General features: G+C 63.3%; 22 protein-coding genes and 1 pseudogene. 9 read left to right on the forward strand and 14 right to left on the reverse strand.

The window, feature by feature from the left end; genetic code table 11:
- Positions 1-107 precede the first annotated feature (107 nt).
- The 5 genes from VV867_RS25265 to VV867_RS25285 form a co-directional block, all read right to left on the reverse strand.
- Positions 108-1,271, reverse strand: a complete 1,164-nt coding sequence (locus VV867_RS25265) for a hypothetical protein (RefSeq protein WP_328567876.1) — start codon at positions 1,269-1,271, stop codon at positions 108-110.
- 331 nt (positions 1,272-1,602) lie between these two features.
- Positions 1,603-2,679 carry an RES family NAD+ phosphorylase gene (locus tag VV867_RS25270; protein WP_328567877.1) on the reverse strand — a complete coding sequence of 359 codons (1,077 nt, stop codon included), beginning with the start codon at positions 2,677-2,679 and terminating at the stop codon, positions 1,603-1,605.
- Positions 2,680-2,920: 241 nt separating this feature from the next.
- Positions 2,921-5,314 carry a TonB-dependent siderophore receptor gene (locus tag VV867_RS25275; protein ID WP_328567878.1) on the reverse strand — a complete coding sequence of 798 codons (2,394 nt, stop codon included), beginning with the start codon at positions 5,312-5,314 and terminating at the stop codon, positions 2,921-2,923.
- Between the two features lie 75 nt (positions 5,315-5,389).
- Positions 5,390-6,304, reverse strand: coding sequence for a FecR family protein (locus tag VV867_RS25280; RefSeq protein WP_328567879.1), 915 nt, complete (start codon positions 6,302-6,304; stop codon positions 5,390-5,392).
- On the reverse strand, positions 6,301-6,813 hold the full coding sequence (locus VV867_RS25285; RefSeq protein ID WP_328567880.1) for a sigma-70 family RNA polymerase sigma factor: 513 nt from the start codon (positions 6,811-6,813) through the stop codon (positions 6,301-6,303). Before VV867_RS25285 ends, VV867_RS25280 begins: the two co-directional genes overlap by 4 nt.
- A 355-nt stretch (positions 6,814-7,168) precedes the next feature.
- Between VV867_RS25285 and VV867_RS25290 the strand changes: the two are divergent.
- The 3 genes and pseudogenes from VV867_RS25290 (at position 7,169) to VV867_RS25300 (ending at position 10,087) form a co-directional block, all read left to right on the forward strand.
- Positions 7,169-7,940 (forward strand): annotated as a pseudogene (locus VV867_RS25290) (NERD domain-containing protein).
- 177 nt (positions 7,941-8,117) lie between these two features.
- A complete protein-coding gene (mauJ, locus tag VV867_RS25295) occupies positions 8,118-9,446 on the forward strand; it encodes a methylamine utilization protein MauJ (RefSeq protein WP_328567881.1) in 1,329 nt (442 codons plus the stop codon).
- A 140-nt stretch (positions 9,447-9,586) separates the two neighbouring features.
- Entirely contained in the window at positions 9,587-10,087 is a 501-nt protein-coding gene (locus VV867_RS25300; protein ID WP_328567882.1) for a hypothetical protein, read from the forward strand.
- A 35-nt stretch (positions 10,088-10,122) separates the two neighbouring features.
- On the opposite strand, the gene VV867_RS25305 is transcribed toward VV867_RS25300, so the two are convergent.
- Together VV867_RS25305 and VV867_RS25310 are read right to left on the reverse strand one after the other, a co-directional pair.
- Complete coding sequence (locus VV867_RS25305; RefSeq protein ID WP_328567883.1) at positions 10,123-11,127, reverse strand: hypothetical protein; 1,005 nt, start codon at positions 11,125-11,127, stop codon at positions 10,123-10,125.
- Between the two features lie 282 nt (positions 11,128-11,409).
- Complete coding sequence (locus tag VV867_RS25310; RefSeq protein WP_109933073.1) at positions 11,410-12,099, reverse strand: GNAT family N-acetyltransferase; 690 nt, start codon at positions 12,097-12,099, stop codon at positions 11,410-11,412.
- A gap of 282 nt (positions 12,100-12,381) precedes the next feature.
- Here VV867_RS25310 and VV867_RS25315 point away from each other — a divergent pair, with 282 nt between their 5' ends.
- Complete coding sequence (locus VV867_RS25315; protein WP_058488385.1) at positions 12,382-12,624, forward strand: YdcH family protein; 243 nt, start codon at positions 12,382-12,384, stop codon at positions 12,622-12,624.
- A gap of 164 nt (positions 12,625-12,788) precedes the next feature.
- On the opposite strand, the gene VV867_RS25320 is transcribed toward VV867_RS25315, so the two are convergent.
- The 3 genes from VV867_RS25320 to VV867_RS25330 form a co-directional block, all read right to left on the reverse strand.
- Positions 12,789-13,787 carry an NAD(P)H-dependent flavin oxidoreductase gene (locus VV867_RS25320; RefSeq protein WP_328567884.1) on the reverse strand — a complete coding sequence of 333 codons (999 nt, stop codon included), beginning with the start codon at positions 13,785-13,787 and terminating at the stop codon, positions 12,789-12,791.
- A gap of 211 nt (positions 13,788-13,998) precedes the next feature.
- Positions 13,999-15,093: a polyamine ABC transporter substrate-binding protein gene (locus VV867_RS25325; protein WP_109933071.1), complete on the reverse strand. Its 1,095-nt coding sequence runs from the start codon at positions 15,091-15,093 to the stop codon at positions 13,999-14,001.
- 81 nt (positions 15,094-15,174) lie between these two features.
- Complete coding sequence (locus tag VV867_RS25330) at positions 15,175-15,990, reverse strand: carbon-nitrogen hydrolase family protein (RefSeq protein ID WP_109933070.1); 816 nt, start codon at positions 15,988-15,990, stop codon at positions 15,175-15,177.
- Positions 15,991-16,120: 130 nt separating this feature from the next.
- Between VV867_RS25330 and VV867_RS25335 the strand changes: the two genes are divergently transcribed.
- Complete coding sequence (locus tag VV867_RS25335; RefSeq protein ID WP_109933069.1) at positions 16,121-16,912, forward strand: helix-turn-helix transcriptional regulator; 792 nt, start codon at positions 16,121-16,123, stop codon at positions 16,910-16,912.
- 395 nt (positions 16,913-17,307) lie between these two features.
- On the opposite strand, the gene VV867_RS25340 is transcribed toward VV867_RS25335, so the two are convergent.
- Positions 17,308-17,940: an acetyl-CoA hydrolase/transferase C-terminal domain-containing protein gene (locus tag VV867_RS25340; RefSeq protein WP_263901696.1), complete on the reverse strand. Its 633-nt coding sequence runs from the start codon at positions 17,938-17,940 to the stop codon at positions 17,308-17,310.
- A 563-nt stretch (positions 17,941-18,503) separates the two neighbouring features.
- Here VV867_RS25340 and VV867_RS25345 point away from each other — a divergent pair.
- Entirely contained in the window at positions 18,504-18,713 is a 210-nt protein-coding gene (locus VV867_RS25345) for a DUF6434 domain-containing protein (RefSeq protein ID WP_328567885.1), read from the forward strand.
- A gap of 59 nt (positions 18,714-18,772) precedes the next feature.
- Here VV867_RS25345 and VV867_RS25350 read toward each other — a convergent pair whose 3' ends face one another.
- A complete protein-coding gene (locus VV867_RS25350) occupies positions 18,773-18,994 on the reverse strand; it encodes a DUF1654 domain-containing protein (protein WP_089391266.1) in 222 nt (73 codons plus the stop codon).
- Between the two features lie 320 nt (positions 18,995-19,314).
- Here VV867_RS25350 and VV867_RS25355 point away from each other — a divergent pair, with 320 nt between their 5' ends.
- Entirely contained in the window at positions 19,315-20,097 is a 783-nt protein-coding gene (locus VV867_RS25355; protein ID WP_328567886.1) for an alpha/beta fold hydrolase, read from the forward strand.
- Positions 20,098-20,284: 187 nt separating this feature from the next.
- Positions 20,285-20,935, forward strand: coding sequence for a cell wall hydrolase (locus VV867_RS25360; protein WP_328567887.1), 651 nt, complete (start codon positions 20,285-20,287; stop codon positions 20,933-20,935).
- A gap of 322 nt (positions 20,936-21,257) precedes the next feature.
- Here VV867_RS25360 and VV867_RS25365 read toward each other — a convergent pair whose 3' ends face one another.
- Both VV867_RS25365 and VV867_RS25370 read right to left on the reverse strand, forming a co-directional pair.
- The gene (locus VV867_RS25365; RefSeq protein WP_328567888.1) at positions 21,258-23,432 is read right to left on the reverse strand and encodes a TonB-dependent siderophore receptor; all 2,175 of its coding nucleotides are present in this window, start codon (positions 23,430-23,432) and stop codon (positions 21,258-21,260) included.
- Positions 23,433-24,342: 910 nt separating this feature from the next.
- On the reverse strand, positions 24,343-26,052 hold the full coding sequence (locus VV867_RS25370; protein WP_328567889.1) for an amidase: 1,710 nt from the start codon (positions 26,050-26,052) through the stop codon (positions 24,343-24,345).
- Positions 26,053-26,291: 239 nt separating this feature from the next.
- Here VV867_RS25370 and VV867_RS25375 point away from each other — a divergent pair.
- A partial coding sequence (locus tag VV867_RS25375; RefSeq protein ID WP_328567890.1) for an alpha/beta hydrolase occupies positions 26,292-26,752 on the forward strand: 461 nt, incomplete at its 3' end.

The following is a 26,752-nucleotide window of genomic DNA, read 5'->3' on the forward strand; positions in this document are numbered from 1 at the left end:
CTCATCCATCTCCCAAAACTTTCGCGTTGCATCGATGGTGCTAATCTCCAACTAAGGACGAACGAAGCATCAGTAGTGCTTGCCAGAAATTCCGCTACGCCGCCAACTCATGCAGCGTACAACTCCCAAAAATAGATATTGTTCGTATTGTCACGCTGAAGCTCTTCAATCGGCACACCATGAACCGCTGAGTAGCGTACGAGTGCCGCGATGCCAGCAGGAATTGCGTACTTCAAGCCAAGGATCGATCCCAGGTCGTGAACGCCACCGATGAAGTAGCGCGGGTCATATGTTTTGCACTGATCCTCGAAAGCAGATCGATCTTCAGCATCGATATCAATATAACCGACGAGTTTAGGATGAGCTGGGATACCGATTTTGAGAGGCAGGCAGTTGAGGCGCGAAATCGCTCCAGCAATGACCTGAGGCATAAGCCGCCGCATTGTGGCAGCAGTTTCAAGCCAGCAGGCGCCGACTAGCCAAGGCGAGCGAAGTACTTCGTCAGTAAGGAGAAGGCGGGCTGCGACTTCCGCTCTTCGTATCTTTGGGGATAGGTGGGTTAAATATTCCCGAAGTCCAGACCGTGCTGTCCGTGCTTTGGCATCCAGGATCTCCATGGCCTCGATTTCTGAGATCATCACTATGGCACGCTGTTCGTCAACGTGATCAATAGCGAATACGACGCTAGGATCGTTCTTCAACTCCCAGCTCGCTTCTGAGCAAAATAGCGCGAGTTCTTCATCAGAGAGCATGATGTTCAACTCGCTGTCCAGCGGCAGGCGGAGAGCAGGAGACGGAGGTTCCATAGCTCTGTCGGCCGTACTGAAGAACTCGGGGAAATGCTTGTGAGCGACCGATTGATGATCTTCAAGGATACGCAGCAGATCGTCCCAGCCATGGTAGGAAACTGAGAACAGATTTGACTGCTTGTGCTGCCTTGTAAGCGTTTCGGTATAGCTCACGAGCTTTGCATCGTGAGGCGCTGTGGTAAGGACCACGAGCTCACTGATCGAAGGCGTGAACCTTTTTGCTCGGTCAACCTCAGCTTCTATAGTTATTTGATCCAGCTTTCTTACTGCCTTGCACTGTAAACCGATTAGGCAGTCGCCGCTGTGAACCACGACATCTACACCATTTTGTCCCTGTCCATTCCTGCCGTACAAAGTCGACTTGGAGCCCGGGTGCTGAGCTCCCCAGAGATCCAGGGCGAATTTTTCAAACATCGTGGGATCTGAGATTTCTGGTAGTCGTTTACCTTTGAAGCTACTCATCCTGGGTCATTACTCGTTTAGATAATGTGGTTATTTGCTCAGAGGAAGCGGCTTGGCATTAGCAGGCCAGCAGCGGCTGCTGATCGCCCGTCAGGTGCATGCCGATCATCGCAAGATAATGCCAATGTTCCGCTCCCCTTTCTCTTACTTTTAGTCAATGTATCTGGGCAGAGCTTAGCCGCGACGGCACGAATCGTGAATCACCGCCTCTGGCCGCTTGCTGTCCCTGGTGAGAGGTAACTGCCATTGCAGCCGCTCACAGGTGACCTAAACAGGCCAGAAGAGATCATTGCTGGCTATAAGATTTGGCTCGATTGACCTCGCCAGTCGCTTAATACTCGACTGGCCCGAAATGCCCCCGATAGCCAACTTGGGTGAGGATCAGGCGATTGATGCACTCGACGCTGACCAAGCCACTTTCCATGGGCCTACCAAATAGGGCGAGATTACGAATGGTAGTCGCCTCAACATATTTCTCTCTCTCTTGATGGAAGCGTCGAACCGACATGCCATAAACCGTCTCGAAAGGATGGCTGCCAGTGCGAATCAGGCTGAAAAATGACGGATAGATCACGCCATCAAAGCCGGCCACTTTCGCAGCAAGAGCAATGTCTCGGGCGATCTCATATGAGTGAGAGCGAGCAAGAAACAGCATGTGAATTGCCATGTCTAGGCTTTCGAATTCGGTTTCTGTTTCCTCCAAAGGGTAAGACAGATCCAATAATTTCAGATCCTGCCGATTCTTTAATGTTGCGACGTACAGTTCATCCTCCGTTGATGCCCTGCATTCATGGATGCAGACATCAAGGTCTTGCGATCCGTACATCACGGAGAAGCCTGGAGAATCTAAGCGCCCTCTACCTGCGAACGCTACTGGCGGGCTGTCGTACTCGGATGGATTTGCTGGATGGTCTGGGTTGACACGCAGACGGTAGAACTTGCTGCCTTTGCTAAACGTTATTTCTGGATACTCTCTCAGCACACGTTCGATGAGCTGAGGACGTGTCGCCGGATCCTGTAGCGCCTTTAGTGGCTCGACTTCACCGACCATCCACAGTCGCGGGCCGTAATGGAAAAATCCAATTTTAGCGGCCTCCTCCATAAGCTTGATGTCATTCTCAAGCCACGCTGACGGAGTGATGTCGCTCCTACCGTAATGGTACTCGTTGAACTGAATCACTGGCGCTGCGCCGTAGTCACACCGGACAGTAGTTCCGCTCACGAAGAAGCGCCACGCCAGACCTAGAATGTGCTCTCGGGTCAGCTTTTGACCATCCAGGCTTTGGCAATTCGGACACTCGCCTTGTTGTTCAACGCCATGCTTTGCAGCATCGATCCTCAGCCCTTCATCTGTGAAGCAATTTGAGCAGAGCAGAACCTGACTGGTTGGCTCGGTTACGTCGGACATACAGGCTCCCTGCGATTTTGTTGCCGGACTTAGCGGTTAAATTGGCCTGAATATCCTAAACGTAAGATGACTGCTTTTGGCCGATAGCTTCCCTCTACCAGCCACGACTTCCGACCTTCAGCGCTCAGTCATACAGCGGTGATCTGACCGCCCCAGTTGGGGAGGGGACTTGCGAGCCCGCGCTTTGCCTCGTTCCCCGGGGGCGGTCACGTTCCCACGCGGAGCTTGGGAGCGGTCGACGTCAATAGGTACCGCGCAGGGTCAGGACCAGGTTCCGCGGCTCGCCGTAGAAGTTCGAGCCCCAGGCGCTGTCGACGCGGTCGTAGTACTTGCGGTCGAAAATGTTGTTGGCGGTCAGCGTCGTGCTCAGGTGCTCGTTGAACCTGTAGCCGAGCTGGGCGGTGGATACCGCATAGCCGGGCTGCACGAAGTCGGTGTCGCTGCGGGTGTAGAGCGTCTCGCTGACCACGCGGGTGCCGCCGGCGACATGGAAGCCCTTCAACGCACCGTCGAGGAATTCGTACTTGGACCACAGGTTGAAGTTGTGCTTCGGCGTGATGGTGCTGTAGGTGTCCCCCGAGCTCAGGCCGTTGTTCGGGTCGTCTTCCAGCAGGTGCGTCATGGTGAAGGCATAGCCGGTGACGATGCTCCAGTTGTCGGTCAGGTTGCCGGTCAGCTCGGCTTCCCAGCCCTGGCTGCGCACCTTGCCCTGGGCCTCGTAGGCGTTGACCGGGCTGCCGCTCCACTGGGCGCGGTTCTCGTCGTAGATGCGGAACAGCGCGATCGAGGCATTGAGGCGGCCGTCGAGCAGTTCCTGCTTCAGGCCCACCTCGTATTGCTTGCCTTCATGCGGGTCGATCATCTTCTGGCCGGTGGCATCGGTCTCGCTCTGCGGCTTGAACACGCTGGTGTAGCTGGCGTAGGCCGATAGCTGCGGGGTCAGTTTGTAGACCACCGCACCGTAGGGGATGGTCTTGGCGCTGACCTGGGTGGACGGGCTGCCGAAGTTGTTGAAGAAGGTATTGGCGTTCTTCGCGTCGGCGTCGTACCAGGTCACCCGGGAGCCGAGGATCAGGTCCAGCTTGTCGGTCACGCTGAGCCTGGTGCGGCCATAGACGCCGTATTGCCTGCTCTTGGTGTAGTTGAAGTTGGTGTGCGGCATGTCCAGGCGCGGCAGGTCGTTGGGCCCATCGATGCCGATGGGCAGCTCGTCGGCGTAACCATCGCCGTCGAGGTCCACCGAGCCATAGGTGAAGGCCTTGTCCAGGTGCTGGTACTCGCCACCGAGCGTGAATTCGTGGGTGCGGCCCGCGAAGTCGAATGGCGTGGTGACGAAGCTGTCCAGGCCCAGCGTCTTGATGCGCTCGTAATACGAGTAGCGCGCCGCGTCCGCGGTCTGGGTCTGCGGGTCGATCACCCAGGTGGTCCAGCTGAACTCCCGCAGGGGCAGGCGCGCGTCACGATAGGTCAGCGAGGTCTTCCATTGGCCGCCGTTGTCCAGGGCGTGGTCGAGTTCGCCGAAGGCCTCCCAGGTTTCCTCCTTCATCCGGTTCCACCTGGCATCGATGTAGGTGGAGCGCGGCATGTCGAGCAGGGTGCCGTCGGCATAGGCCGGCAGGCCGAATGCGGGGGTGGAGTTGTTCTTCTGGTAGGCGCCCCCGAGCGACAGGGTGGTGCTCGGGGCCAGGTCCACTTCAAGGCGGCCGTAGAACATCGGGCGCTCGTTCTGCACGTAGTCGACGAACGACTGGTTGTTCTCGTAGGCCATGATCGAACGGCCACGTATCGTGCCTTCGGCGTTCAGGGGGCCCGTGACGTCGACCATAGTGCGATAACGGTCCCAGGAGCCGGCGGAAACTTCCCCGCTCAGGCCAAAGGTGCCCAGCGCACGCTTGCGCACCAGGTTGATGGTGCCGGCCGGCTCCCCGGAGCCGGCGTACAGGCCGCCCGGGCCGCGCAGGACTTCGACGCGGTCGTACATGGCCAGGTCGAAGCTGGTGGCCATGTCGCCCTGGCCGGTGATCTGCGACACCCCATCGACCTGCACCTGGTCCACCAGGAAGCCGCGCATGTACACGTCGTTGAGGCTGGAGCCGGTGTTGTAGGTCTTGATGGTGGCGCCGGTGACCTGGCGCATAGCGTCCTGCAGGTTGTTCATGTTCTGATCATCCAGGCGCTGGCGGGTGATCACGGTTACCGACTGCGGGGTTTCGAGCAGCGGGTGCTCGCCCTTGCCGATGGTGACGGCCTTGCTGGCGTAGGAGTGGGTGCCTTCGGTGGTGGCGCCCAGGTCCCGGCCGCTGACGGTGGTGGAGGAGAGGTCCAGCACATCGGAGGCGTTGCGACGGACGATCAGCCACACGCCGCCCTGCTGGCGAACGCCCAGGCCCGAGCCTGCGAGCAGCTCGTCCAGCGCGCGGCTGAACTCATAGTTGCCCTTGAGGGCGGGCGCGGAATGGGCCGCCACCAGTTGGTCGTCCATCGCCAGGGTCACGCCGGCGAGGTTCGCCAGCTGCTTGAGCGAGGCTGCCAGCGGCTGGCGGGGCAGGTCCAGCGCCACCGGCGCGGCGAGGGCGTTGAGGGTGAAGGCCAGGGTGCTGGAGGCCGCCAGGGCCTTGAGGGAAATGTACTTCATGACACAGCTCGTCAGGGATTTGGATAACCATTGACGGAGCAGCGCGAAGAAACCCCTACCTGGTCGTGAAGAAAATCAGCGAGGCACCAGCAGCGTGGCTCCGCCGCGCTCCTCGATACGGACATCGGCCAGCTCGGGCAGCAAGGCGAGGAAGCTCTCCACATCGGCGAGCTGGACCACCGCCGTGATCGAGCGCGAGGCCGGTTGCAGCGCCTTGACGGGCGTTTCCCGGTAGCGCGAAAGGTTGGCGGCGATCTCGCCCAGGTTGGCGCGGTCGAAGGCCAGGCTGCCGTTGGAGAAGCTGAAGGCACTGGCCGCCGAACGCTGCAGCAGGTGCAGCTTTCCCTGGGCATCGAGCTCGCCGACCTGGTCGCGCTCGAGCACCATGCGCTGGCCTGCGCTGGAGAACTCGACGCGCCCCTCGGCCACGCTGACCTGCACTTGCGGCTCCAGCCGTTCGACGACGAAGCGCGTGCCCAGCACCCGTACCTGCGCGGCGCCGGCATCGACCACGAAGGGGCGCGAGGGCGCGTGCTGCACGCTGAAGATGGCGCGGCCGCGAAGCAGGAACACCTGGCGGGTCGACTCGCCGAAGAGCACATGGAGGCGGGTGTCGGCGTCGAGGAAGAGTTCGCTGCCATCCTCCAGCGTGACGCGGCGCCGCTCGCCGATGCCGGTCGCCAGCATCTGCTCGCCCTGGCGGCTGCGCAGCGACACCAGCCAACCGGCGGCTACCGCCAGCAGCAAGCCGCCCAGCGCGCCATTGCGCACGAAGCGTCGACGGCTCAGGTTCTCCATGGCACTCGCGAGCGCCTGGGTCTGCGGGGTGCTCGAGAAGTTGCCCCAGAGTTCGCTGAAGGCCTGGTATTCCTTGGCGTTCTGTGGGTCGGCGGCAAGCCAGCGGGCGAAGGCCTGGCGCTCGGGGTGGTCGTTCGGCAGGTCCAGCAGGCGGGTGAACCAGCGTGCCGCCTGGTGGCGTCTGGCGCTCACGGGGACAGCAGCTCGCGGGCTTCGCGCAGGTTCAGCAGGGCGCGGACCAGGTGGCGCTCCACCATGGAAACGCCGATGCCGAGCATGCGGGCGACCTCGACCTGGCGGTGGCCTTCGATGCGCGCCAGCCAGAAGACCTCCCGGCAGCGCGCCGGCAGGCACTCGAGGATGCGCTGGATGGCTTCCAGGCGCTGCTGCAGGTCGGCCAGGTGCTCGGCGGAAGGGGCGAACTCGGCATCCTCGCGGGTATCCATCCAGGGCTCCAGGTCACCGTCCGGCATGGGATACAAGTGCGAGGCGTTGCGGTAATGATCGATCAGGACGGAATGCGCGACGCGCCGCAGATAGGCGTTGGGCTGGTCGATGGAGGTGCGCTGGCTGGCGAGGATGAAACGGATGAACGCGTCGTGCAGCACGTCATAGGCGAGCTGTACGCATTGGGTCTTGCGGCCCAGGCTCAGCAGCAGATCGGTGTAGGCCCAACGCAGATTGATTCCGTTCCATTCCATTCTGCAGGCCTTCACGAACAGTGGCTTCCGGTGTCAGGCGGCAGAGTCTACTGTTTCGTATCAGGCGTGTAAATGAAAGTGATTAGCATTTGGTGTGCGGCCAATTCTGGGCCGGGGACGACGAGTGGGGGCTGTGCGGAAGCTTCTCTGTCAGGGGCGTCTGGGGTAGGGGTGAAACCCGGTGAGACCCCGTCGAACGGGTATGGGCCGTCTGACTGGTGGAATCTATGGTCACTGGTAACTATCGGCCAGGAGAGGACATCGAGCGTCTACAAAAGCAGTGCCATTTACTTTCGCCCCTTTGCGCCGGCCTTAGGTAATATCCGGCCAACTCAGGATTGCCGAAGGTCAGGAAATGGACTTCACCCCCATCATGGCTCAGGTCTGGGGCACGCTGGGCTGGTTTATCCCGCTGATGCTGCTGATCGGCCTGCTCAAGTCACCTTGGGCCAAAGGGCATATTGGCGAACTGCTGGTGCGGCTCTTTGCCCACTGGCAACTGGACAAGTCGATCTACCGTCGCCTGCATAACGTCACGCTGAACACGCCCGACGGCACCACGCAGATCGATCACGTGTTCCTCTCGCCCTACGGCATCTTCGTGCTGGAAACGAAGAACATGAGCGGCTGGATCTTCGGCAGCGAAAAGCAGGCGCAGTGGACGCAGAAGATCTACAAGCGCACCTACAGATTCCAGAACCCGCTTCGGCAGAACTACAAACACCTCAAGGCCCTGGAGGCCTCCCTGGGTGTTAGCCCCGAACACCTGCACTCGGTTATCACCTTTGTCGGCGGCAGCACCTTCAAGACCGAGGTGCCGGCCTGCGTGACCCAGGGCATCGGCTTCATTAGCTACATCAAGTCATTCCAGCAGCCGGTATTCAACGAGGCCGACGTCGACGCCATGCTGAAAGCTCTGCAGACCGGCCGCCGCGCACCCTCGTTCACAACTCACCGAGAGCATGTGCAGAACCTCAAACGCCGCAGCGACCCGACCGCCGAGCAGCAATGCCCGAAATGTGGTAGCGCGCTGGTGATTCGCACGGTGAAGTCTGGCCCGAAAGCGGGGCAGCAGTTCTGGGGTTGCTCGGGGTTCCCCCCGATGCCGAGTGATGCAAAGCCTCTAGCAGGTGAGCGGTAGCTTTCGGCCAGAGGCGGTCATTGAGCATCTACGAAATCAGGGCATATTCAGAAACACCGAGTTCGGCCATCTTTAGTCCATGCCTCACTCCACTCGGCAGCTGCCTCGCGGGCTGGGCGTAGATTTATCCTGTACAGCACAAACTCATCCTGAGGCTATGCCCATGCTGGCGACACAAGACCCTTTCGAAGAAGCTGAAAAGCTTCAGCAGCAGCGCGGACACTGGATAACGGCAGGCGTGGAAACCAGAGCCTTTTGGCCCAAGCGGGCACAAGTTCTCTCCTTCGAGGGCATACGGTTCTTGCTCCAGCCTGCAGAGCGCGGTGAACGCGGGGACGCTCTACCCGCTATCGCGCTTCGTACCGATGGTCTAGACCTGACTGACCACCAGTGCAGGGCAGTAATCATGCGGCTCGCAACCGCCATAGCTTGGCGTGAAGGTCAAAAAGTAGAGCTGGTCATGTGGGCCGGTGGGAGTTCTCCTTTCCGATTAGGTATGTCACGAAACAATGCAATTACGGACTACCTTCCAGCTGACAACCTTTGCGCACCTGCCAGCGACGAGGCTCGCAAAGCGCTGGCTTATTATCGGGAGGGCCTGTCCATAGATAACCCCTTTTACTCGTTTCTGGGGTTCTACAAGGCCTTTAGTCGATCATTGCCCAATGGGAAGGAACGCGGGCCCTGGATCGCCGCGGCGCTACCGCGGCTAACCGACAGGGAGGCCATCGAACGAAGAAACGAATTGATACGAGCAGGCGAGGACATTTCAACCTATGTAGCCAACCAAGGTCGTCACGCGATCGCTCACGCTGAGCGGGATGACATTGTTGATCCTGACGATCCCTCCGACCATCAACGAATCATCCAGGACCTTCCTCTCATGCGCCATCTGGCTGAGATTGCCATGGAGGAACGTCTTGAAATTACCCGACCTGACGCTTACCAGAGAGACCACCTCTATGAGCTTGCAGGCTTCAGGGAACTCTTCAACGATGTCGAGCTGGAAGCACTTCGACGTGGAGCGTTGGCGCCAGGTGAGAAGTACGAAGGTCCGGAGCACTACTTCGTCCTTGCCCGTAAGCAAGGCAAATTCTTTCCGTTGGGGAAAATGAAAATGTCCGGGGGCGGGCTACTCGAAGGGAAGCTGGTTATTGATCTCGAAAGTGAGAGCCAGAACGTCCTAGTTCGAATGACGCTCGATTTCGTTAACGAGCGCTTACTGTTCGATCCATTGCGGGATGTAGGTTTCCGCCAGGATCGCAACAGCCGCGCCTCAATTCTGGAGGAACTGGCAGTCCACGCATTTCTCTGGTGCATGTACTGCAATGGTCGAATAGAGGTGTGGGATGAAACGGGGGAACAGCGAATGGCAATGTCGCAACCTTGCATCCTCACGAATATGGATCTGAACCCAGCAGGTCATCAGCGTATGGTAGACGAGCTGACCGCGCTGCTTGATCAATTCCCGCCTGACGAACCCACCGCATGATCCTGTAAAGAAGTCGCCGGTATCGGGCTGTTCTTCCTGGTGCCGCTGGCCGACCTGCTTGAGAACCGTAAGCTGATTCTGCACATGCTCGCTTGTCCAAGTTAGGATTCAGTAACCCATAACCACTGCATGGACGCTCTATGAAACTTGATCGTGATCTACAGCGTAAGCTGCTGGAAGAGTTGCGCGAACACTACCCGGCGCCATTTTTCACTAACCGTATGGACCATCTACACGCTGATCCTCAGCATCTGATGGCAAACGCTGCTTATCTGATCGAGCACGGTTTGGTGGCCGGTGATTTACGGATGACCTCCACAGGTCGTGGCGACTTCTTGCCGACGAAACTTGCACTGACAGCCAACGGATTGGATTTCTTGGAGGATGACGGCGGCCTCACAGCAATTTTGGGCACCCTGACTGTTCGGCTGCACGCTGACAGTGTCCGCGACCTACTTGCCAAGCAGATCGAAGCTTCGGAAATGGAAGACAGCGTTAAGAGCCAGTTGATCGCAGAGGTGAAGGGCTTGCCGGCAAAAGGTTTGGAAGCAATGGTAACCGGGCTCGCTAAAGAGGGACTAGCTCGCTTGCCAAACGCCATTCAGTGGCTGCAAACATCGCTAACTGGTATGCAGTGGTAAAGTCCGAGTCCGGCCAAAACCAGCTGTGGATGAGCTCACCGTTTATCCTTGGCGTCCTCGCGGATGCCATGCGTCAATTGCTCGACCAGAGTAAGTGCTTCAGCCACAGCCTCGCGCTTGATCACCAACCGCTGCCCAGACTTATACCGTGTGTCACCGGTTTTCCGGATGTAATCATCATCGACGACGCCCTGTGTGTGAGCGAGCAGGTGACGCTGTTGGAAGGCCGTTGTCAGTTGTTCCATCTCGACGGCCGTAAGATGCTTATCGTAACCGCGCCCTAGCGCGGCAGCCCAAAGAGCTGAACCCTCGGCAAGGTTCTGAAATGCGTTGCGCCGGATCTTGATTGTCGGCTCTACGCGCGCGTGAAGCGCTTCTGCAATCCTCTGGAATGCCGTCACCGCGTTCTGCAAAGCGCTCTCAACGATTAGACGACACGTGTTCTCAGCAGTGTCTGCATCTGCAATGGCAGCTCTGATGGCATCAACGGCTTCAAGCGACTGCCGGATGCCCTGGGCCGTGAGATCGAAGACAAGTTCCGCAGCGTTTGCCCCGCAAGACGGACAGAAATACGCCGCACCGACAACGGCATACCGACATCCGCATTCACCACAGGTGATCTTGAGACGCATGGGCGCTGCCGCGGCATAGGGGATCGGGACATGCTGAGGTCTGCTGTCCACCTTCATGCTCATCGAGATGAATCCACCCTTGGGCTGCCTCCGATTGAATCTCTGCGCGTCAAGGCGAAGTGCACCGCCTAAAGCCGCTTGAACCTTTGCCAGAGCGACGTCCCGCGCGTGGTTCAGCTGTTCCTGCGTCCACCACTTCTGAGCATCAGCGGTGTGGCCGCAGAACGGACAAAAGACCTCCTCGTCCCTCACCTTGTCCTTCCAATCTGCCATCAGAACCTTGAACTGAGCTAAGCATTCTGGGGCGGGACATTCGCGATCGAAGTAGTTGTCATCGTCTGCGGAGATGGCGACGGTAGATTTTTCGTCGCCAAGCTTTTTCAGTGCGCGAATTGTTTCTTCAAACATAGCCAGTCTCCCTGCAGAGGCACCGTGAGTAAGCATTTCATCCCATCCAAGCTAGCATCGCCGCATCCCCCGAGCCATTTTCCTAGCCGCCTCTAAATGCCTTACCACATTGTTGCGGAGGGGGATTCACTGGGAGCCACATCGTTTTTTATGCAGACACATCCGCAGATATCCCGCAATGAAGAAAAACCACGTCGAACTACTACTTTGGGTAGGAAGCTGCCTCCGGTGAGAGGCGGCTATTGGCCGGAAACGGACATTCAAGGCAGGAAAAATCGACCCTCAGTGAAGCGTAGGGAAACGCTCTTTCACCAATGCCTGAGCCTGGTAGGCCAACTGGTCGAGCAGGCGGTCGCGTTTGTTCTCGGCGTCGCTCATGGCCTTCTTGCCGCGTTGCTGCAGCAGGTAGGCGTGGATCTGCCGCACTTCCCTGGATTGGTAGATCGGGGCCAGGTCCTGTACCGCCACCATGCCGTCCGAGCGGTGGTCGCGGGTGTTCAGCAGCACCTGCGGCCCCTGCGCCGCCAGTACCTGGAAGCCCAGCGACTCGAAGACCGGCACCTTGCCCGCTACGCAGGCCAGCTCGGCGTGGGGCCGGTGCTCGACCATCTGCCGCAACATGGCCCGGGCAATGCCGCGGCGGCGGTGGCTGGCCTTGACGGCCAGGTAGGCCAGCGTGCAGGCCTCGGCGTCATCCAGGCTCGGCAGGTACAGGGCAAAACCCAGCACCTGGGAGGGATCGTCGTCATCCAGGGCCAGGATCAGCCGCGCGGGGCTCTCCGGGGTGCCGTTCATGGCCTGCAGGTACAGGTGTACCTCGTAGCCGATCACGTACTGGTACAGCTGATAGAGCGGATTGCTGGGCGTCAGCGGCACCGGGCTGATGTCGCTGAAGTAGTCCACCACCATCTGCAGAACCTGGCTCTTCAGGGATTCGGGTGGCGATGTGTCGAGGTTTGCAAGGGTGAACATCTGAAGCTGGCTCCGGGCATGCCCGATCGGGAAATCGGCGTTGGCGCCATTGTAACGCCCGCGGGCAGCCGGCGTTCTCGCCGTATCTGCGTGGGCGCTCAACGAAGGGGAGGGCGGATCGATTGTTGCCGTTGGTTTTCGGCTCGAGTCAGTCGGTGGGATCCGGCAGACACCGGCCAGGAGCGGACACGCCCTTTCTTTGCGCTGCCTTCAGTGATCTACCTCAACACTGGCCCAGCCCGGATCCTGCAAAGTGCTTTTTCACTCTCCTGGAGAACCCTCATGTTTCCCGAATTCCGCGAAAAGATTTCCCGCCTCAAGACCGAGGATCCGCATTTTGCAAAGCTCTTCCATAGCCACAACGATCTCGACCAGGAGATCAAGAACATGGAAGCTGGCATCACTCCCGCAACCCACGACACCATCGAGTCGCTGAAGAAGCAGAAGCTGCAGCTCAAGGACGAACTCTACGAAATTCTGCGCAAGAAAGACGGCTGCCAATGTGGACATGGCTGCGGCGGTTGATTAGCCCTGGGGCATAGATCTCGGCCTTCGATGCAACGGCAGAAATGCCGTGCACATATGTAACGCCCGCGGGTATCCGGCGTTCTCGCCGTACCTGCGTGGGCGCTCAACGAAGGGGAGGGCGAATCGATTGTCGACGTTGGTTTTCGACCTGCAGCGGACGTTCAGGCCTGGCAGCGGAGCCCTTCAAAGCGAAGCATCGCCTGCCGTGCATCGTCGAGAACTTCATCGAAGATGGCTTCCACCGGCTGTACGGCATCGGCAAATACCACTGACGGGCCATAGTCGAGCATGCCAAGGCTACTGTCGCCGGTCAGGTATGCCTGGGTGGTCAGCGCCCCCATGACATGCGGGCGGTAGCGTTCGAAGTCGCTGGTCCCCGTCGCATCCAGGGCTGCAACTGCTTTTGCGCTTTCGTTGTTCAGCACCCTGTGATGCTGTCGCAGCCCGGTCTTTACAATGACGCTATCGGTACCATCGCTTTCAACCAGCAGATCCTTGTATTGGCGGTGGATCCACAGTTCCTCGGAGACCAGCATCCTCGAACCCATCAGGACGGCGTCCGCCCCCATCATGAGCGTGGCAGCCAACTGGCGGCCGGTTCCCATTCCTCCGCCAATCACCAGCGGAATGGATATCTCTTTTGAGGCATGGGGCGCCTGGACCATGCTGCTGATGCCATAAGTACCCGGATGGCCTCCACAGTCATTGCCGACGACGATCACTGCATCCACGCCAAGCCGTTCAGCCGAACGCGCGTAACGGACCGCGGGAACCTTGTGCAGCACCTTGATACCCGCATCCCGCAGGGCTGGAAGAATACCTTCGGGACTTGCGCCAGAAGTCTCGACGCAGAGGGCATCCTCTTCCGCGAGAATCTTCACTTGCTCCTGCAGGCGATCAGCCGCCTTGGCTTGCCCTGAAATGTAGAGGTTCACGCCGAACCGCTTTCCGCAAGTCAGCTGGCGGCACTTCCGAAGCTGCTCACGAAATTCTTCCGGATCAGGGAAGCCGGCGGCAACGATGAATCCCATTCCGCCGGCGTTGACTACAGCCGCGACATAGGTCGCGTCGGAGAGACCAGGCCCCATGCCTCCGCAAAGGATGGGATGGCGAATGCCGAGCATTTCAGTGATACGGGTCTTGAACAATGGGCTTTGCATGGGAGCACTCCAGTTCATTCACGACACGGGGCGGGCAAGCCGAGCCGGGCAAAGGAAATCGACCCCACAGGGTGGTGCCGCGCAGAGCCGGAAGGTTGCGATCTTATAACTGAACAATTGTTCAGCAGTAAAGTGCCCTGCGACGCCAATCGACCCAAAAAGGATGCGCAAGACACTCCTCGCACATCCTCCATGGCCTGGACCCAGCCCGTCAGGTACCTGTCTTGATCCTGGTCCACATGCGGGTACGCACGCGCTCGAGCCGCAGGGGCAGGGTTTCCAGCGGGTACAGGGTGCTCATGACTTCCTTGGACGGGTACAGCGCCGGGTTGTCGCGCAGCTGGGCGTCGATCAGGGCGGTGGCGTCCTTGTTGCCGTTGGGGTAGCCCACGTAGTTGGAGTTCCTGGCGGTGATCTCCGGGCGCAGGATGTAGTCCATGAAGGCGTAGCCCTGTTGCGGGTGAGGCGCGTCCTTCAGCAGCACCATGTTGTTCACCCACACCGGCGCGCCCTGGCGGGGGATGCTGTAGGCGATCCTGATGCCGTTGTGGGCGCGCTCGGCGGTCTGCTTGGCGCCGTAGACCGAACCTCCCCAGCCGACCACGGCGCAGATGTTGCCGTTGGCCAGGTCGGAGGGGAATTTCGAGGAGTCGAAGTAGCGGACATAGGGGCGGATGTCGCGCAGCAGCGCCTCGGCCTTCTTGTAGTCGTCGGGGTTCTTGCTGTTGGGCGGCAGCCCCAGGTAGTGCAGGGCGATGGGGATGATCTCCACCGGCGCGTCGAGCATGGCCACGCCGCACTCGCTCAGCTTGCTGATGTTTTCCTTCCTGAAGATCAGGTCCCAGGAGTCCACCGGGGCATCGGGCCCCAGCCGTTGCGCGACCTTGTCCAGGTTGTAGCCGATGCCGGTGGTGCCCCACATGTACGGTACCGCGTAACGGTTGCCCGGATCGTTCACCTGCAGCTTGCGCAGCACTTCGGCGTCCAGGTGCGGCCAGTTGCCCAGTTGCGAGCGGTCCAGCTCCTGCAGCACGCCGGCCTTGGCGAAGTTGGGGATCAGGTCGTCCGGGATGATGACCACGTCGTAGCCGCTGCGGCCGGCCATCAGCTTGCTTTCCATCACCTCGGCATCGTCGAAGACGTCCTGGACCAGCGTGGTGCCGGTGGCGGCCTGGAACTCCTTGGCGGTTTCCGGGGCGAGGAAGTCGGACCAGTTGTACAGGTGCACGGTCGGCGGCTCGGCATGGGCATTGCCCAGCGCGAGCAGGGAGGCCAGGCCGAGCGAGAAAAGACGCAGGTGTTTCATGGGGGCTCCTGGCCGGCCTGTCCCAGGGGAGACGGCCGGCGGTGTGCTTTTGTTGGCAGGTAGCGAAAGGTGCTGGTGAGGTCAGGGAATCAGCAGTTCATGACGCCCATCGGCGTGCTCGATGCGTTCCCCGGGCAGGCGGAAGCGCTTTTCCGCGTGGTAGTCGTAGAGTCCGCGGGCGCTGGCGACCTGGCTGAAGTCCAGCTCGACGAAGTGCCGGCACTCGCGGTTGCCGGCCTCGAACAGGGTATGGCCGAAGGGGTCGACCACCGCGCTGCAGCCGGCGAAGGTGATGGCGTCCTCGCCTTCGCCCACGCGGTTCACCACCACGGCGAACACCTGGTTCTCCTGGGCGCGGGCGGCGATCGAGGTGCGGTGCACGTGGCCGAAGGGCTCCATGTTGCCGTCGCTGACCAGGATCAGCTCGGCGCCCAGCTCGGCCAGGGCGCGGGCGCTTTCGGGGAACTCGCTGTCGTAGCAGATCAGCAGGCCGATGCGCACGCCGCGCCATTGCAGCGTGGCGAAGCGGTCGCCAGGCAGCACCAGGCCCGGCTCGGAGACCCACAGATGGGTCTTGCGGTAGCTCAGCAGCAGGCCCTCGGGGGCGACGAATACCGTGGTGTTGTAGAACTTGCCGCCGTCGTTCTCGATCAACCCGACGACCACTGCCACGCCGCGCTCCCGTGCGGCACGCTGTACCGCCTGCAGGCTCGGGCCATCCAGCGGTTCGGCGTTGCCGGCGATGTTCTGCGCGTTGAGGAAGCCGGTGATCTGCGCCTCGGGGAACACCACGATGTCCGTGTCCGGCGAGCAGCCGGCGATGGCCTGCAGGATGCGGTGGAGGTTGTACGGGGTGTCGCCGTCGCGGGCGGCTTGTTGCACGAGTTCAAGCTTCATTGTTCGGACCTTGTTGATGAACCGGGGCCACAGTGGGAAAGTCGGGGACTTTTCCGAGGGGCCGCTGCAAGTATGCGAACCGCCACCGAATTTCCTATTCCGCCGATTGATTAACCCCGGGGGTACCCGCATGAACCTGACGCTCCTGGACGTGGGCTGGCACCGGGCCTTCGGGCAACTGGCCGAACGCCTCGACCAGCCCGATTTCTGGCGCGCCATGGCCCAGGTGCTGGGCGACCACATGGCGCTGGGCAGCTGGGTGGCGCTGCTGTTCAGCGACGACCGCCCGCGGATATTCGCCGAAAGCCCCTACGAGGGCGGCGGTCCCGACCCGCTGTTCCACGACTACGTGCAGGGCCTGTACCTGCTCGACCCCTTCTACGTCGCCAACCGCGAGAAGCCGGCAAGCGGCCTGTTCCGCCTCTGCGAGGTGGCCCCGGAATGCTTCCGCGACACGGAATACTACCGGCTGTACTTCACCCACAACGTGGTCGAGGACGAGGTGCAGTACAACGTTGCCCTCGATGGGGAGCGCAGCCTGTGCCTGTCGCTGGGCAGCCGCTCGCGCTTCGAGCCGCAGCAGATCGCGCTGCTCGAGCTGATACGCCCCTGGGTCTGCGCGCTGATGCGCCAGCGCCTGTTCTTCGAGGCCGGCGTCAACGAGCCGCCCTCACGGCCAAGCGAACGCTGGCAGGGCAACCTGGAGCAGATGATGGCGCGCCTGGGCACGCCCCTGACCGCCCGGGAACTGGACGTCATCCGGCTCGTCCTCAGCGGCTGCTCCAACAAGGAGGCGGCGGCGAAGCTCGACATTTCCGCCGAGACCGTGAAGGTCCACCGGCGGCACGTCTACGCCAAGCTCAAGATCAAGTCGCAGTCGGACCTCTTCAAGATCTTCCATAACGCGCAGAGCACTCGCTAGCCCGGGCCGATAGCGGAGGGGCACAACGGCGGCTATCGGCTGTACTTGCCTGGGCCGCCAGGCATTCGAGAGGCGATGGATAGATTGCGGGGCAATCCCATTTTTCCGTGGTGGACGCCATGAGCACCGGTCGACGACGCCGAACCTCGACAACCGGTTCGACAAGGGCTGCCACCAAACCGTCGGCACTTCCGCCAACGGCAACCTCCACGGTGAACCGCGCAAGCCGGTGCTGGCCGTGCATGGCAAGTTCCGAGGAGGGCAGTTGCCTGGGTGGGGCCGGCGTCAAGGATCGTTTCCGAGCCTCAGCGGACATTCCTTCGAAGCTTCGATTTCTTCATGGCGGATTGCTGGGTCGTTAAAAGCGGAAGTCGAGCGTCATGCCCAGCGCGAGCTTAGAGCTGTGCCTCCAGCGCCGCACGGTGTCGCGGGTGGGCGATTTCCAGCATGCATGCCACTCTTTCCCGAATAGTCTTGCCACGTAAGTCGGCGACGCCGAATTCGGTGACGATCAACCCGGCGTCACTGCGCGGGATGGTGGCGGGGCCGTTGAGTCGGGCGACGATGCGGCTGCCGCTGCCTGCGGTGGAGGGCAGGGCGATGATGGGCAGGCCGCCTTTGGCGCGAGCAGCGCCGCGCAGGAAGTCCAAGGCGCCGCCCACGGCGCCGACGTAGCTGCCGGCGGCGACTTCCGAGTTGATCTGGCCGGTGAGGTCGACCTCCACGGCGGAGTTGATCGCCACGAAGCGGTCCAGGCTGGCGAGCACGTCCGCGTCGTGGGTATAGGCGGTAGAGCGCAACTGGATGGCCGGGTTGTCGTGGGCGTAGTCGTGGATCACCCGGCTGCCCAATAGCACCCCGCCTACGCTGGCATGCCGGTCGCGGCTCTTGCAGGCGTTGGTGATCACGCCGGCCTGCATCAGTTGCGCGACGCTGTCGCCCAGGCTGCCCGAATGCACACCCAGGTCGCGATGGGCGCGCAGGGCGCCGAGCACCGCGTCGGGGATGGCGCCGATGCCGATCTGCAAGGTGGCGCCGTCGTCGATCAGCTCGGCTATGTGCGCGGCGATACGGGTGTCCGCTTCGCGGATGCGCGCCGGGGGATTTTCCAGTGGGGGCCGGTCGGTGTGCAGGATGGCATCGAGGTCTGCCTCGCCCAGTGTGCGTTCGCCGAAGGTGCGTGGTGCCTACATGTACAACTTCCGCCACATCACCAGGGGAACAGGCGCGAGCGAGGGCGTGGAAGCCGGTGGGGAACTGCACATGCTGACAGTTGGCTTCGGCTACAGGTTCTAGCGATCCGCTTCGTTTCATGGACATCGGTGGATCGCACCGATGAACAGGAAGACCGCCGGCAGGAGGCCGGCGGGGCGGCGCAACCCACCAGGTTCGACGCTGGAAACCATGCCAGGCCGGCATGTCATCGCCCGGTGCCACGACCGCCGGGCGATGCTCTTCGCCTTCATCGGGGCCCTGCCACAAGCGGGGCCTTTCTCATGCCATCTTGCCCCTGACGCGGTACGGAGCCTGGCTGGCCACGCCGCATCATGGCAGGCTGGTTCCCTTCATGCCGCAACCAGGGAGTGGCCTCATGAGCTTCGATTGGCACAGCCAGCCGATCACCCGGCAGACCCCGGTCGGCCCGGGCTACCGCAACACCCAGAACGTCCGCCGCTTCCTGCGCGAGCAGTGCGGCGAGGGCTTCCGTTTCGATCGCGCCTTCATGGCCTGGATACGCAGCGGCGCCCCGGCGACCATGGGCGAGGTGGTGGACGAATGGCTGCGGCGGCGCGGCCCGTAAAAGGCTGCCGCAGGAGAGCTGCCCGGCGATAACCGACCTGGTCTGCCGCAGTACCCGGCTCAGTCCAGCCAGCTGTGCCAGGCGAGTCGCACCGCGCCGTCGCGCAGCGGCAGTACGGTGAGGTTGTCCGTGCCGCGCAGTTCCGTCAGCACCCGTTCCCAGGCCTTGGCGTCGTCGCCGGGGACGCGCTGCAGGGTCAGGCCGGGGCGCTGGCGGGCGTCATGGGCGGCGATCTGGGCGTTAACACGGGCAGCGAGTTGCTGGTAGGTGTCGGCGTGCATGGTGTCCCCCTGGTGTCTGGGAAGTGGCTGACGGGTACTGTGGAAAATACTGTATGCACATACAGTATTCCTGTAAAGCCTCTCCTGCGACGAAGGGATGGCCGGCATGGGCGGCGTCTACATCGCTGGTGCGGTGCCGGGGATGGCGAAATGCACCAGGGTGGTGACGTGGCTATCGGAAGCGGGAACAGCCAGCCGCTCTGGATCGAAGGCGCTCCCGGGTTGCATTCTTCCCGCCGACGGCCTAAAAGCGTGTCCCTTCAGCATGCCGCCGCTCCCGAGCGGCGGCCGGGTTCGGACGAAAAGAGGAAGCCAGCGCCATGACAGCGGTCAGCACCCGCGAACACTGGATCGATACCCCGCACGGCCGGCTCTTCGCCCGGCGCTGGACGCCGGCCGGGATCACCGTGGCGGCGCCCATCGTGCTGTTCCACGATTCCCTGGGCTGTGTGGCGCTGTGGCGGGAGTTCCCCGGGCAACTGGCCCGGGCCAGCGGGCGCGAGGTGATCGCCTATGACCGCCTGGGCTTCGGCCAGTCCGATGCCCATCCGGCGCTGCTGTCGCGGTGGTTCGTCGAGGACGAGGCGCAGCAGGGCTTCGCCGCGCTGCGCGAGCAACTGGGCCTGGAGCGTTTCGTCGCCTTCGGCCACAGCGTCGGTGGCGGCATGGCGGTGGGCTGCGCGGCGGCCTTCGGCCCGGCCTGCGAGGCGCTGGTGCTGGAGTCGGCCCAGGCCTTCGTCGAGGATCGCACCCTGGAAGGTATCCGTGCCGCCGAGCGTGACTTCGCCCGGCCGGGCGAACTGGATCGCCTGGCGAAATACCATGGCGACAAGGCCCACTGGGTGCTGCGGGCCTGGGTGGATACCTGGCTGTCGCCGGCCTTCGCCGACTGGAACCTGGATGCCCAGCTGGCGCGCCTGCAATGCCCGCTGCTGTGCCTGCACGGCGAGCAGGACGAGTTCGGCTCGGCCCGCCACCCCGAGCGCTTCGTCGCCCACGCCGCCGGGCCAGCCAGCATGAAGCTGCTGGCGGACTGCGGCCACGTTCCGCATCGGCAGAAGGCCGACGAGGTGTTGGCGCAGGTGTGCGCCTTCCTGGGTTGAGGAACCTGCCTACCGTCGCCCCAGAGCCTTCGCGAGCCCCCGCCGTTGCGTTACAGGCCGCGCCAGCCGCGGGCTGTGGCGAAATCAATGGGAATGATCGGGGCACGGGGCGGTCTACAGACCCTGTGTAGCCGGCCGGCTGCCGCGAATCGTCGCGGCGCGCCAGGTGCCGGCGAGTGAGGTCGATATGCGCTGGACAGTCAGGGTAGCGTGCATCGTCGCCTTGCTGTTCGGCGCCCCGGCATTCGCCGGGCCGGCCGCTCAGAAGGCTGCGGTGGCGGAGAACAAGGCCGAGGTGCTCGAGGAACAGGCGGCCGAGCAGGGGGCGACCGGGACGGCCGCCCAGGTCAAGCCCATCACCCGCAGTGAGGCCCGCGCCGTGGACCCGGCCGGGGAAGCGCCGCTGGACGACGCCATCACCTGCCTGGCTCGCTCCGTCTACTGGGAGGCCAAGGGCGCCTCGCGCGGGGACATGGAAGCGGTGGCCAACGTGGTGATGAACCGGGTGGCCAGCAAGGACTTCCCGGACACCGTCTGCGCCGTGGTCAAGCAGGGCTCGGAGAGCAAGAGCTGCCAGTTCTCCTGGTGGTGCGACGGGCGTCCCGACCAGGTGGTGGAGGAAAAACGCTACGACCTGGCCCGCGACATCGCCCGCCAGGCGCTCAACCGCCAACTGCGCGACCGTACCGATGGCGCGCTGTACTTCCACGACCGCCATGTCAGGCCGTCCTGGGCGAGAACCTACCTGAGGACGGCGCGCACCGAGCACTTCCTGTTCTACAAGCCGCGCCTGGACGGCGAGCCGATAGCTCGCCGCGGGGCAGGGCGGCGGCCGTGAACGGGAGCGGCGGTGATGCCGGGGAGCGGAGTTTGTCTGCGATAGCCGGAGGTATCGGCGTGATTCGCGGATAAGATCCGCTCCTACGCCGCCATTCCCATGTAGGAGCGCGCCCTGCGCGCGAATCGCGGGCAGGGCCCGCTCCTACAGGGAGGCACGGTGCAAGGGGCCAAACCGTAGGAGCGGATCTTATCCGCGATCCGGCCGGCAGGCCGGCGTGTATCGCTGACCGCGGATCAGGGTACGAGCGAGCACGGCCTCTCGTAGGCGCGAGCAAGCTCGCGCCTACGAAGAGCAGCCTGCAAGACATTTGCTCCTGGCGTTACATGGAGTACTTGACGCTGAACATCAGGTTGCGCGGCTCGCCGTAGTTCAGGTTGCCGAAGCTGATGCCGCTGTAATAGTACTTGTCGAAGATGTTGTTGAAGTTGACGCGGGTGTCGATGTTCTCGCTGACCCTGTAGCCGAGCATGGCGTCGACCACGGTGTAGCCGCCCTGCTGGAAGCCGGTCTCGTTGTCCTCGGTCTTGCTCTGGGTGGTCAGGTTGCCGCCCACGCGCCACTTGTGCAGGTCGCCCGGCAGGTTGTAGGTGGTGGCCAGCTTGAACAGGTGGCGCGGCTTGCTCGGGTCGAAGGGCTTGCCGACGTTGGATTCGTCGGCGTCGTGCTTGTACTTGGCGTCGACGTAGGTGTAGCCCGCCATCGCCTGCCAGTTGTCGGTCAGCGCGCCACTCAGCTCCAGGTCCACGCCCTGGCTGCGCACCTTGCCGGAAGCGCGCTGGCAGTAGTCGAAGGAGCTGGGGTTGGCCGGGCACGGGTTGGGGCTGCTGGTGTCGTCGGTGGCGCGGTTTTCCTGGTCCACCTGGAACAGCGCGATCTGCGAGTTCAGCGCACCGCCGAAGTGCTCGCCCTTCAGGCCGATCTCGTAGTTCTTGCCGGTGATGGGGGTGAGCACGTTGCCGCTGGCGTCCAGCGTGTCCTGCGGTTTGAAGATGTCGGTGTAGCTGGCGTAGACCGAGTAGGTTTCGTTGAGGTCGTAGATCACCCCGGCGTAGCGGGTGACCTTGCGGGTGACCTTGAACACGTCGGTGTCGCCGTGGGCGTCGGCCTCGTACCAGTCCAGGCGGCCGCCGAGGATCACCTTCAGCGGGTCGGCGATGTTCAGGCGGGTGGTGACGTAGGTGCCTTTCTGCTCCTGGTCGAGCTTCATGCCCCACAGGTTCATGTCGATGTTCGGCTTGAGGGTCGAGGTCGGGTCCCACTGGGTCGGGTCCATCGCGCCCAGGGGCGTGCCGTCCTTCTTGAACAGGTCGCCCCAGCCGCCGTGGCCGTCGAAGCGTTCCTGGCGGTAGCTGGCGCCCACCACCAGCTCGTGCTCGCGGCCCAGCAACTGGAAGGGGCCGTTGGCGAAGGCGTCGTAGCTTTCGTGGTCGTCGGTGTAGTCGTACTTGCCGGCGCCCTGGGTCATGGTCGGGCAGTCGTAGGTGTAGTAGCAGCTGTTGTACAGGCCGAGCATGTTGATGCGCGCCCATAGCTTGTCGGCCGCCAGCTTCATCTGCCAGCCGTTGTCGAAGCGGTGCGTCAGGTCGCTGAACAGGTGGGTGGTCTTGGTATCCCAGTAGGACCAGTCGGCGCCGTAGTAGTCGGAGCGCTTGAGGTCCAGGTGGCGGCCGCCCAGCGGAGCGGGCAGGCCCACCCAGTTGTCGTTGCGGTTGTCGTCCTGGTAGGAGGCGCCGATGGCCAGGGTGGTGTCCGGGCTCAGGTCGGCCTCGGTGATGCCGTAGAGCACGCCGCGCTCGCTGCTGACGTAGTCCTGGAAGCTGTCCTTGGTCTGGTAGGCCATCACGGCGCGGCCGCGGAGGGTGCCTTCGCTGTTCAGCGGGCCGGAGACGTCGGCCTCGCTGCGGTAGCGGTCCCAGGTGCCGGCGCTGCCTTCCAGGCTCATGTGGAAGTCCTGGGTCGGGCGCTTGCGCACCATGTTGATGGCCGCCGCCGGGTTGCCGGCGCCCTGCATCAGGCCGGTGGCGCCGCGCACCACTTCGACGCGGTCGAACATCGCAAGGTCCGCCGCGGAGATCACGTCCTGGGTGTAGGTGGAGATGCTGGTGGGCAGGCCGTCGTACATGATGTTGTCGACGTCGAAGCCGCGCGAGGCATAGCTCACCCGCGCCGGGCCGTACTGCTGCACGGTCAGGCCGGTAACGCCCTTCACCGCGTCGTTGAGGTCGTTCATGCCCTGGTCGTCCATGCGCTGGCGCGTCACCACGCTGACCGACTGCGGCGTCTCGCGGATCGACATGGGGATCTTGGTCGAGGTGCGCATGGCCTTGGTGGTGTAGGAACCACTGCCTTCGGTGGTGGCGGCCGCGGCGGCGTCCTGGGTGCCGAGCACCTCGGTGGCGCCGAGGTCCACGCGGTCATCCTTGGCCGCGGCCTGGATAGCCAGGGGGAGGGTGGAGAGGCCTAGCAGCAGGGCGCTGGATACTACTTGTCTCATTTTGCAGAGTCCTGGTCGGATGAAAGCCGCATGAGGCCGTGGCAGGGGCCGGCTGCGATTCTTGTTTACGTAGGAAATCGGAGAGGGATTTCTCCGTCGGCAAAATGGTATGTAAGGGTAAATATGTTGTAAATAAAAATAATTAGCATTTACAAACTATCGCCGAGCAGCCGCTGAGAGGGGCGTTTCCGGCGACGGATAATCGCGGACGGAGTCCGCTCCTACGTCACTGGCTGGCAGCGCTCTTCATGGGATGGGCTGAGCCTTGGCGAAACCCATGCGGCCATGGCGATGGGAGGAGCCCTGTAGGAGCGCGCCCCGCGCGCGATTCGCGGGCAGGGCCCGCTCCTACAGATCACTGTGAGGCACGGTATCTCCCGCATCCGTAGGAGCGAACTCCGTCCGCGATTGGCCCCGGCAGCGCGAATCGTCGGGCATCGGTGTTCCGGATGGCGGCGGATAACCGCGAACGGTTATTCGCCCTACGCGCGAGCCTGATAGGCGTGTCAGAGGCGTGATGTTCCCTGCGACCGGGCTTTCATTTCCTGCTGAAGGGGAACGTCGTAGGAGCTTGGCGTGGGGCAGGGCGGCTGCTCAGAGCAAGGTCGCGCGTGGCCTGGCGAGCTCGAAGCGATACTCGGTGCGGAACTTGATGGGCGTGTCTTTCAGCGGGGCCGATACGCCGGACACATGAGCTCTCAGCGCGGCGCGCCTGACTGCCTCGGCGAGTTGATCGTCGGGGCTCTGCACGATATCGACGGCGGTGGGGCCCCGGTAGCGCCGGAAGTGCGCAAAGCGTGGCCAGGGCGAGCGTCTTTTTGCCGTTCATCGTCCGTTCGTCATCCTTGTTTCGATGCCGTCCCGTATCAGGCAGAGCCGACGTCTGCGCGCCGGCCCTGCCCGTGCCCCGTCAGCCTTGCGCCAGCGGCGGGGTGCGCGGCGGGATCATGCGGCGCTTGCCGGTCGACTCGAAGGCCGCGGCGTAGCGCAGCAGGGCCGAGTCGTCGTAGGCGCGGCCGGCGAAGGTCAGGCCCACCGGCATGCCGATGTCCGCCATCACGCCCATGGGCACCGTCACCGTGGGCACGCCCAGGTGGCGGATGGCGAGGTTGCCGTTGGCCACCCACACGCCGTTGCTCCAGGCGATGTCGGCGGATGCCGGGTTGACGTCGGCGTCCGCCGGGCCCACGTCGGCCACGGTGGGGAAGAGCACGGCGTCGAGGCCGAGCTGGTCCATCCAGTCTTCCAGGTCGAGCTTGCGCGTCTTCTCCAGGCCGCGCAGGCCGTCGGGCAGGCTGGCGATCTGGTCCCAGGGCCTGATGCCGCGCTGGGCCATGCGCACGTACTCGTCCATGCCGGCGGCGAGGTCGCCCTCGCGGTTGGGCAGGGTGCCGGGGTCGTGGGGGAAGATCAGCTCGCCCCGCACGTCGGCCAGGCGGTTCAGCCCGGGATCGCCGTTGGCCCGCAGGAAGTCGTCGAAGGCCCAGCCGCTGAGCTCCCAGAGCTCGTCGTGGAGGAACTGCTCGGACACCAGGCCGCGGTTGAACACGGTCGGCGCGCCGGGGCGGTCGCCCTCGCAGTTGGAGACCAGCGGGAAGTCCACCTCGACCACTTCGGCGCCGGCCGCCTCCAGGGCCTTGCGGGCTTGCTCCCAGAGGGCGATCACCGAGGGCCGGGTATCGATGCGTTGCCCGGTGGGGCCGCCGATGCCGGGGTGCTCGCTGGTGCCGGCCGCGTCATCCTTGTTGATGAACATGCATGGCACGCCGAGGCGCTTGCCGGCCAGGGCGTCGGCCTTGGCGGCCAGTTCCAGGTAGGACGCCGGGCGTACCGAGGCGACGCCGGGGATCGGCACCCAGGGCTGCAGTCGCCAAAGGTCGCCGCGCTTGTCGGCATCCTCGGCCACCACCACGTCCAGCACTTCCAGCAGGTCGGCCATGGTCCGGGCGTAGGGCACCACCACGTCCATGGTCGGCGTCAGCGGCCAGTTGCCGCGCACCGAGATCACCCCGCGCGAGGGGGTGTAGGCGCACAGGCCGTTGTTCGAGGCCGGGCCGCGGCCGCTGGACCAGGTCTCCTCGGCCAGGCCGAAGGCGGAGAAGCTGGCCGCGGTGGCCGTGCCCGCGCCGTTGGACGAGCCGGAGGCGAAGGGCGCGGTGAGGTAGGCGGCGTTGTAGGGGCTTTCGGCGCGGCCGTAGACGCCGCGCTGCATGCCACCGTTGGCCATGGGCGGCATGTTGGTCTTGCCCAGGCAGATGGCGCCGGCGGCGCGCAGGCGCTCGATGGTGAAGGCGTCGCGGTAGGCCACCAGGTCCTTGAAGGCGGGGCTGCCGGAGGCCGCGGTCAGGCCTTTCACCAGGTAGCTGTCTTTGGCGGTGTAGGGGATGCCATCCAGCGGGCCCAGTGTCTCGCCACGGGCGCGGCGGGCGTCGGATGCTTCGGCCTCCGCCAGCGCATCGGGGTTGCGTACCACGACCGCGTTCAGGGCGGTGGGGGTGTCGGCGCCATCGTAGGCGTCGATCCGCGCGAGATAGGCCTCGACCAGCTCGACCGCGGTGGTGCGGCCGGATTCGAGCGCGTCGCGCAGCTCGGCAATGGAAATCTCGGTTACCTCGATCATGCTGTCACCGCCGCTTGCAGGTGGGTGGTCGCGAAATCGGCTTTCATACTGTCCTCGTTCACTTCTTGTTCGCTGCCCCGGCGTCCGGGGTGGGCCGCCGGGCACCGGGCCGGGGGCAGTTGAGCAGTGTATCAGTTCGCCCGGGAGGCGGCTGGGGCCGGCGGCGGCCGTCATCCACTCGTGTCCCCGCGCCCACCTGCAGTACCCTGGCCACCCGCTTTGTGAACGAGAACACCGCGATGCCCGAAGACGACCGCAACCCGTTGCTGATCGATGGCCCGGCCGGGAAGATCCAGCTGCTGATCGACGCCCCCACAGGTCCGGCCCGCGGCGTGGCGATGATCAGCCACCCGCAACCGCTGCTCGGCGGCAGCCCGCGGCACCTGGTGCCGCTGACCCTGGCGCGGCGCCTGAGCAAGGCCGGCTGGCTGGCGGTGCGGCCGAGCTTCCGCGGGGTGGACGGCACCGAGGGCGAGTACGCCGAGGGCATCGGCGAGGCGCAGGACAGCCAGGTGGTGGCCGCTTACCTGCGCGAACGCTACCCGGACCTGCCGCTGGCGCTGGTGGGCTTTTCCTTCGGCGCCTACGTGTTCGCCCGCACCGCCCGCGACCTGGCGCAGCCACCCGCGGCCACGGTACTGATGGGGTTGCCGGTGGGTACGGTGCCCGGCGCCCGCCACTACGAGCCCATGGCGCTGCC

The organism is Pseudomonas sp. JH-2 (assembly GCF_036231725.1).
Taxonomy (GTDB): domain Bacteria; phylum Pseudomonadota; class Gammaproteobacteria; order Pseudomonadales; family Pseudomonadaceae; genus Pseudomonas; species Pseudomonas delhiensis.

Coding starts and splice junctions, on each gene's coding strand:
- VV867_RS25310 (WP_109933073.1), bottom strand. CDS start 12,099: ATGTTCACCCTTGCAAACCTCGACACATCGCCACCCGAATCCCTGAAG.
- mauJ (WP_328567881.1), top strand. CDS start 8,118: ATGCTGGCGACACAAGACCCTTTCGAAGAAGCTGAAAAGCTTCAGCAG.
- VV867_RS25350 (WP_089391266.1), bottom strand. CDS start 18,994: ATGCACGCCGACACCTACCAGCAACTCGCTGCCCGTGTTAACGCCCAG.
- VV867_RS25275 (WP_328567878.1), bottom strand. CDS start 5,314: ATGAAGTACATTTCCCTCAAGGCCCTGGCGGCCTCCAGCACCCTGGCC.
- VV867_RS25315 (WP_058488385.1), top strand. CDS start 12,382: ATGTTTCCCGAATTCCGCGAAAAGATTTCCCGCCTCAAGACCGAGGAT.
- VV867_RS25270 (WP_328567877.1), bottom strand. CDS start 2,679: ATGTCCGACGTAACCGAGCCAACCAGTCAGGTTCTGCTCTGCTCAAAT.
- VV867_RS25330 (WP_109933070.1), bottom strand. CDS start 15,990: ATGAAGCTTGAACTCGTGCAACAAGCCGCCCGCGACGGCGACACCCCG.
- VV867_RS25300 (WP_328567882.1), top strand. CDS start 9,587: ATGAAACTTGATCGTGATCTACAGCGTAAGCTGCTGGAAGAGTTGCGC.
- VV867_RS25370 (WP_328567889.1), bottom strand. CDS start 26,052: ATGATCGAGGTAACCGAGATTTCCATTGCCGAGCTGCGCGACGCGCTC.
- VV867_RS25320 (WP_328567884.1), bottom strand. CDS start 13,787: ATGCAAAGCCCATTGTTCAAGACCCGTATCACTGAAATGCTCGGCATT.
- VV867_RS25325 (WP_109933071.1), bottom strand. CDS start 15,093: ATGAAACACCTGCGTCTTTTCTCGCTCGGCCTGGCCTCCCTGCTCGCG.
- VV867_RS25305 (WP_328567883.1), bottom strand. CDS start 11,127: ATGTTTGAAGAAACAATTCGCGCACTGAAAAAGCTTGGCGACGAAAAA.
- VV867_RS25345 (WP_328567885.1), top strand. CDS start 18,504: ATGAGCTTCGATTGGCACAGCCAGCCGATCACCCGGCAGACCCCGGTC.
- VV867_RS25285 (WP_328567880.1), bottom strand. CDS start 6,813: ATGGAATGGAACGGAATCAATCTGCGTTGGGCCTACACCGATCTGCTG.
- VV867_RS25265 (WP_328567876.1), bottom strand. CDS start 1,271: ATGAGTAGCTTCAAAGGTAAACGACTACCAGAAATCTCAGATCCCACG.
- VV867_RS25360 (WP_328567887.1), top strand. CDS start 20,285: ATGCGCTGGACAGTCAGGGTAGCGTGCATCGTCGCCTTGCTGTTCGGC.
- VV867_RS25355 (WP_328567886.1), top strand. CDS start 19,315: ATGACAGCGGTCAGCACCCGCGAACACTGGATCGATACCCCGCACGGC.
- VV867_RS25365 (WP_328567888.1), bottom strand. CDS start 23,432: ATGAGACAAGTAGTATCCAGCGCCCTGCTGCTAGGCCTCTCCACCCTC.
- VV867_RS25335 (WP_109933069.1), top strand. CDS start 16,121: ATGAACCTGACGCTCCTGGACGTGGGCTGGCACCGGGCCTTCGGGCAA.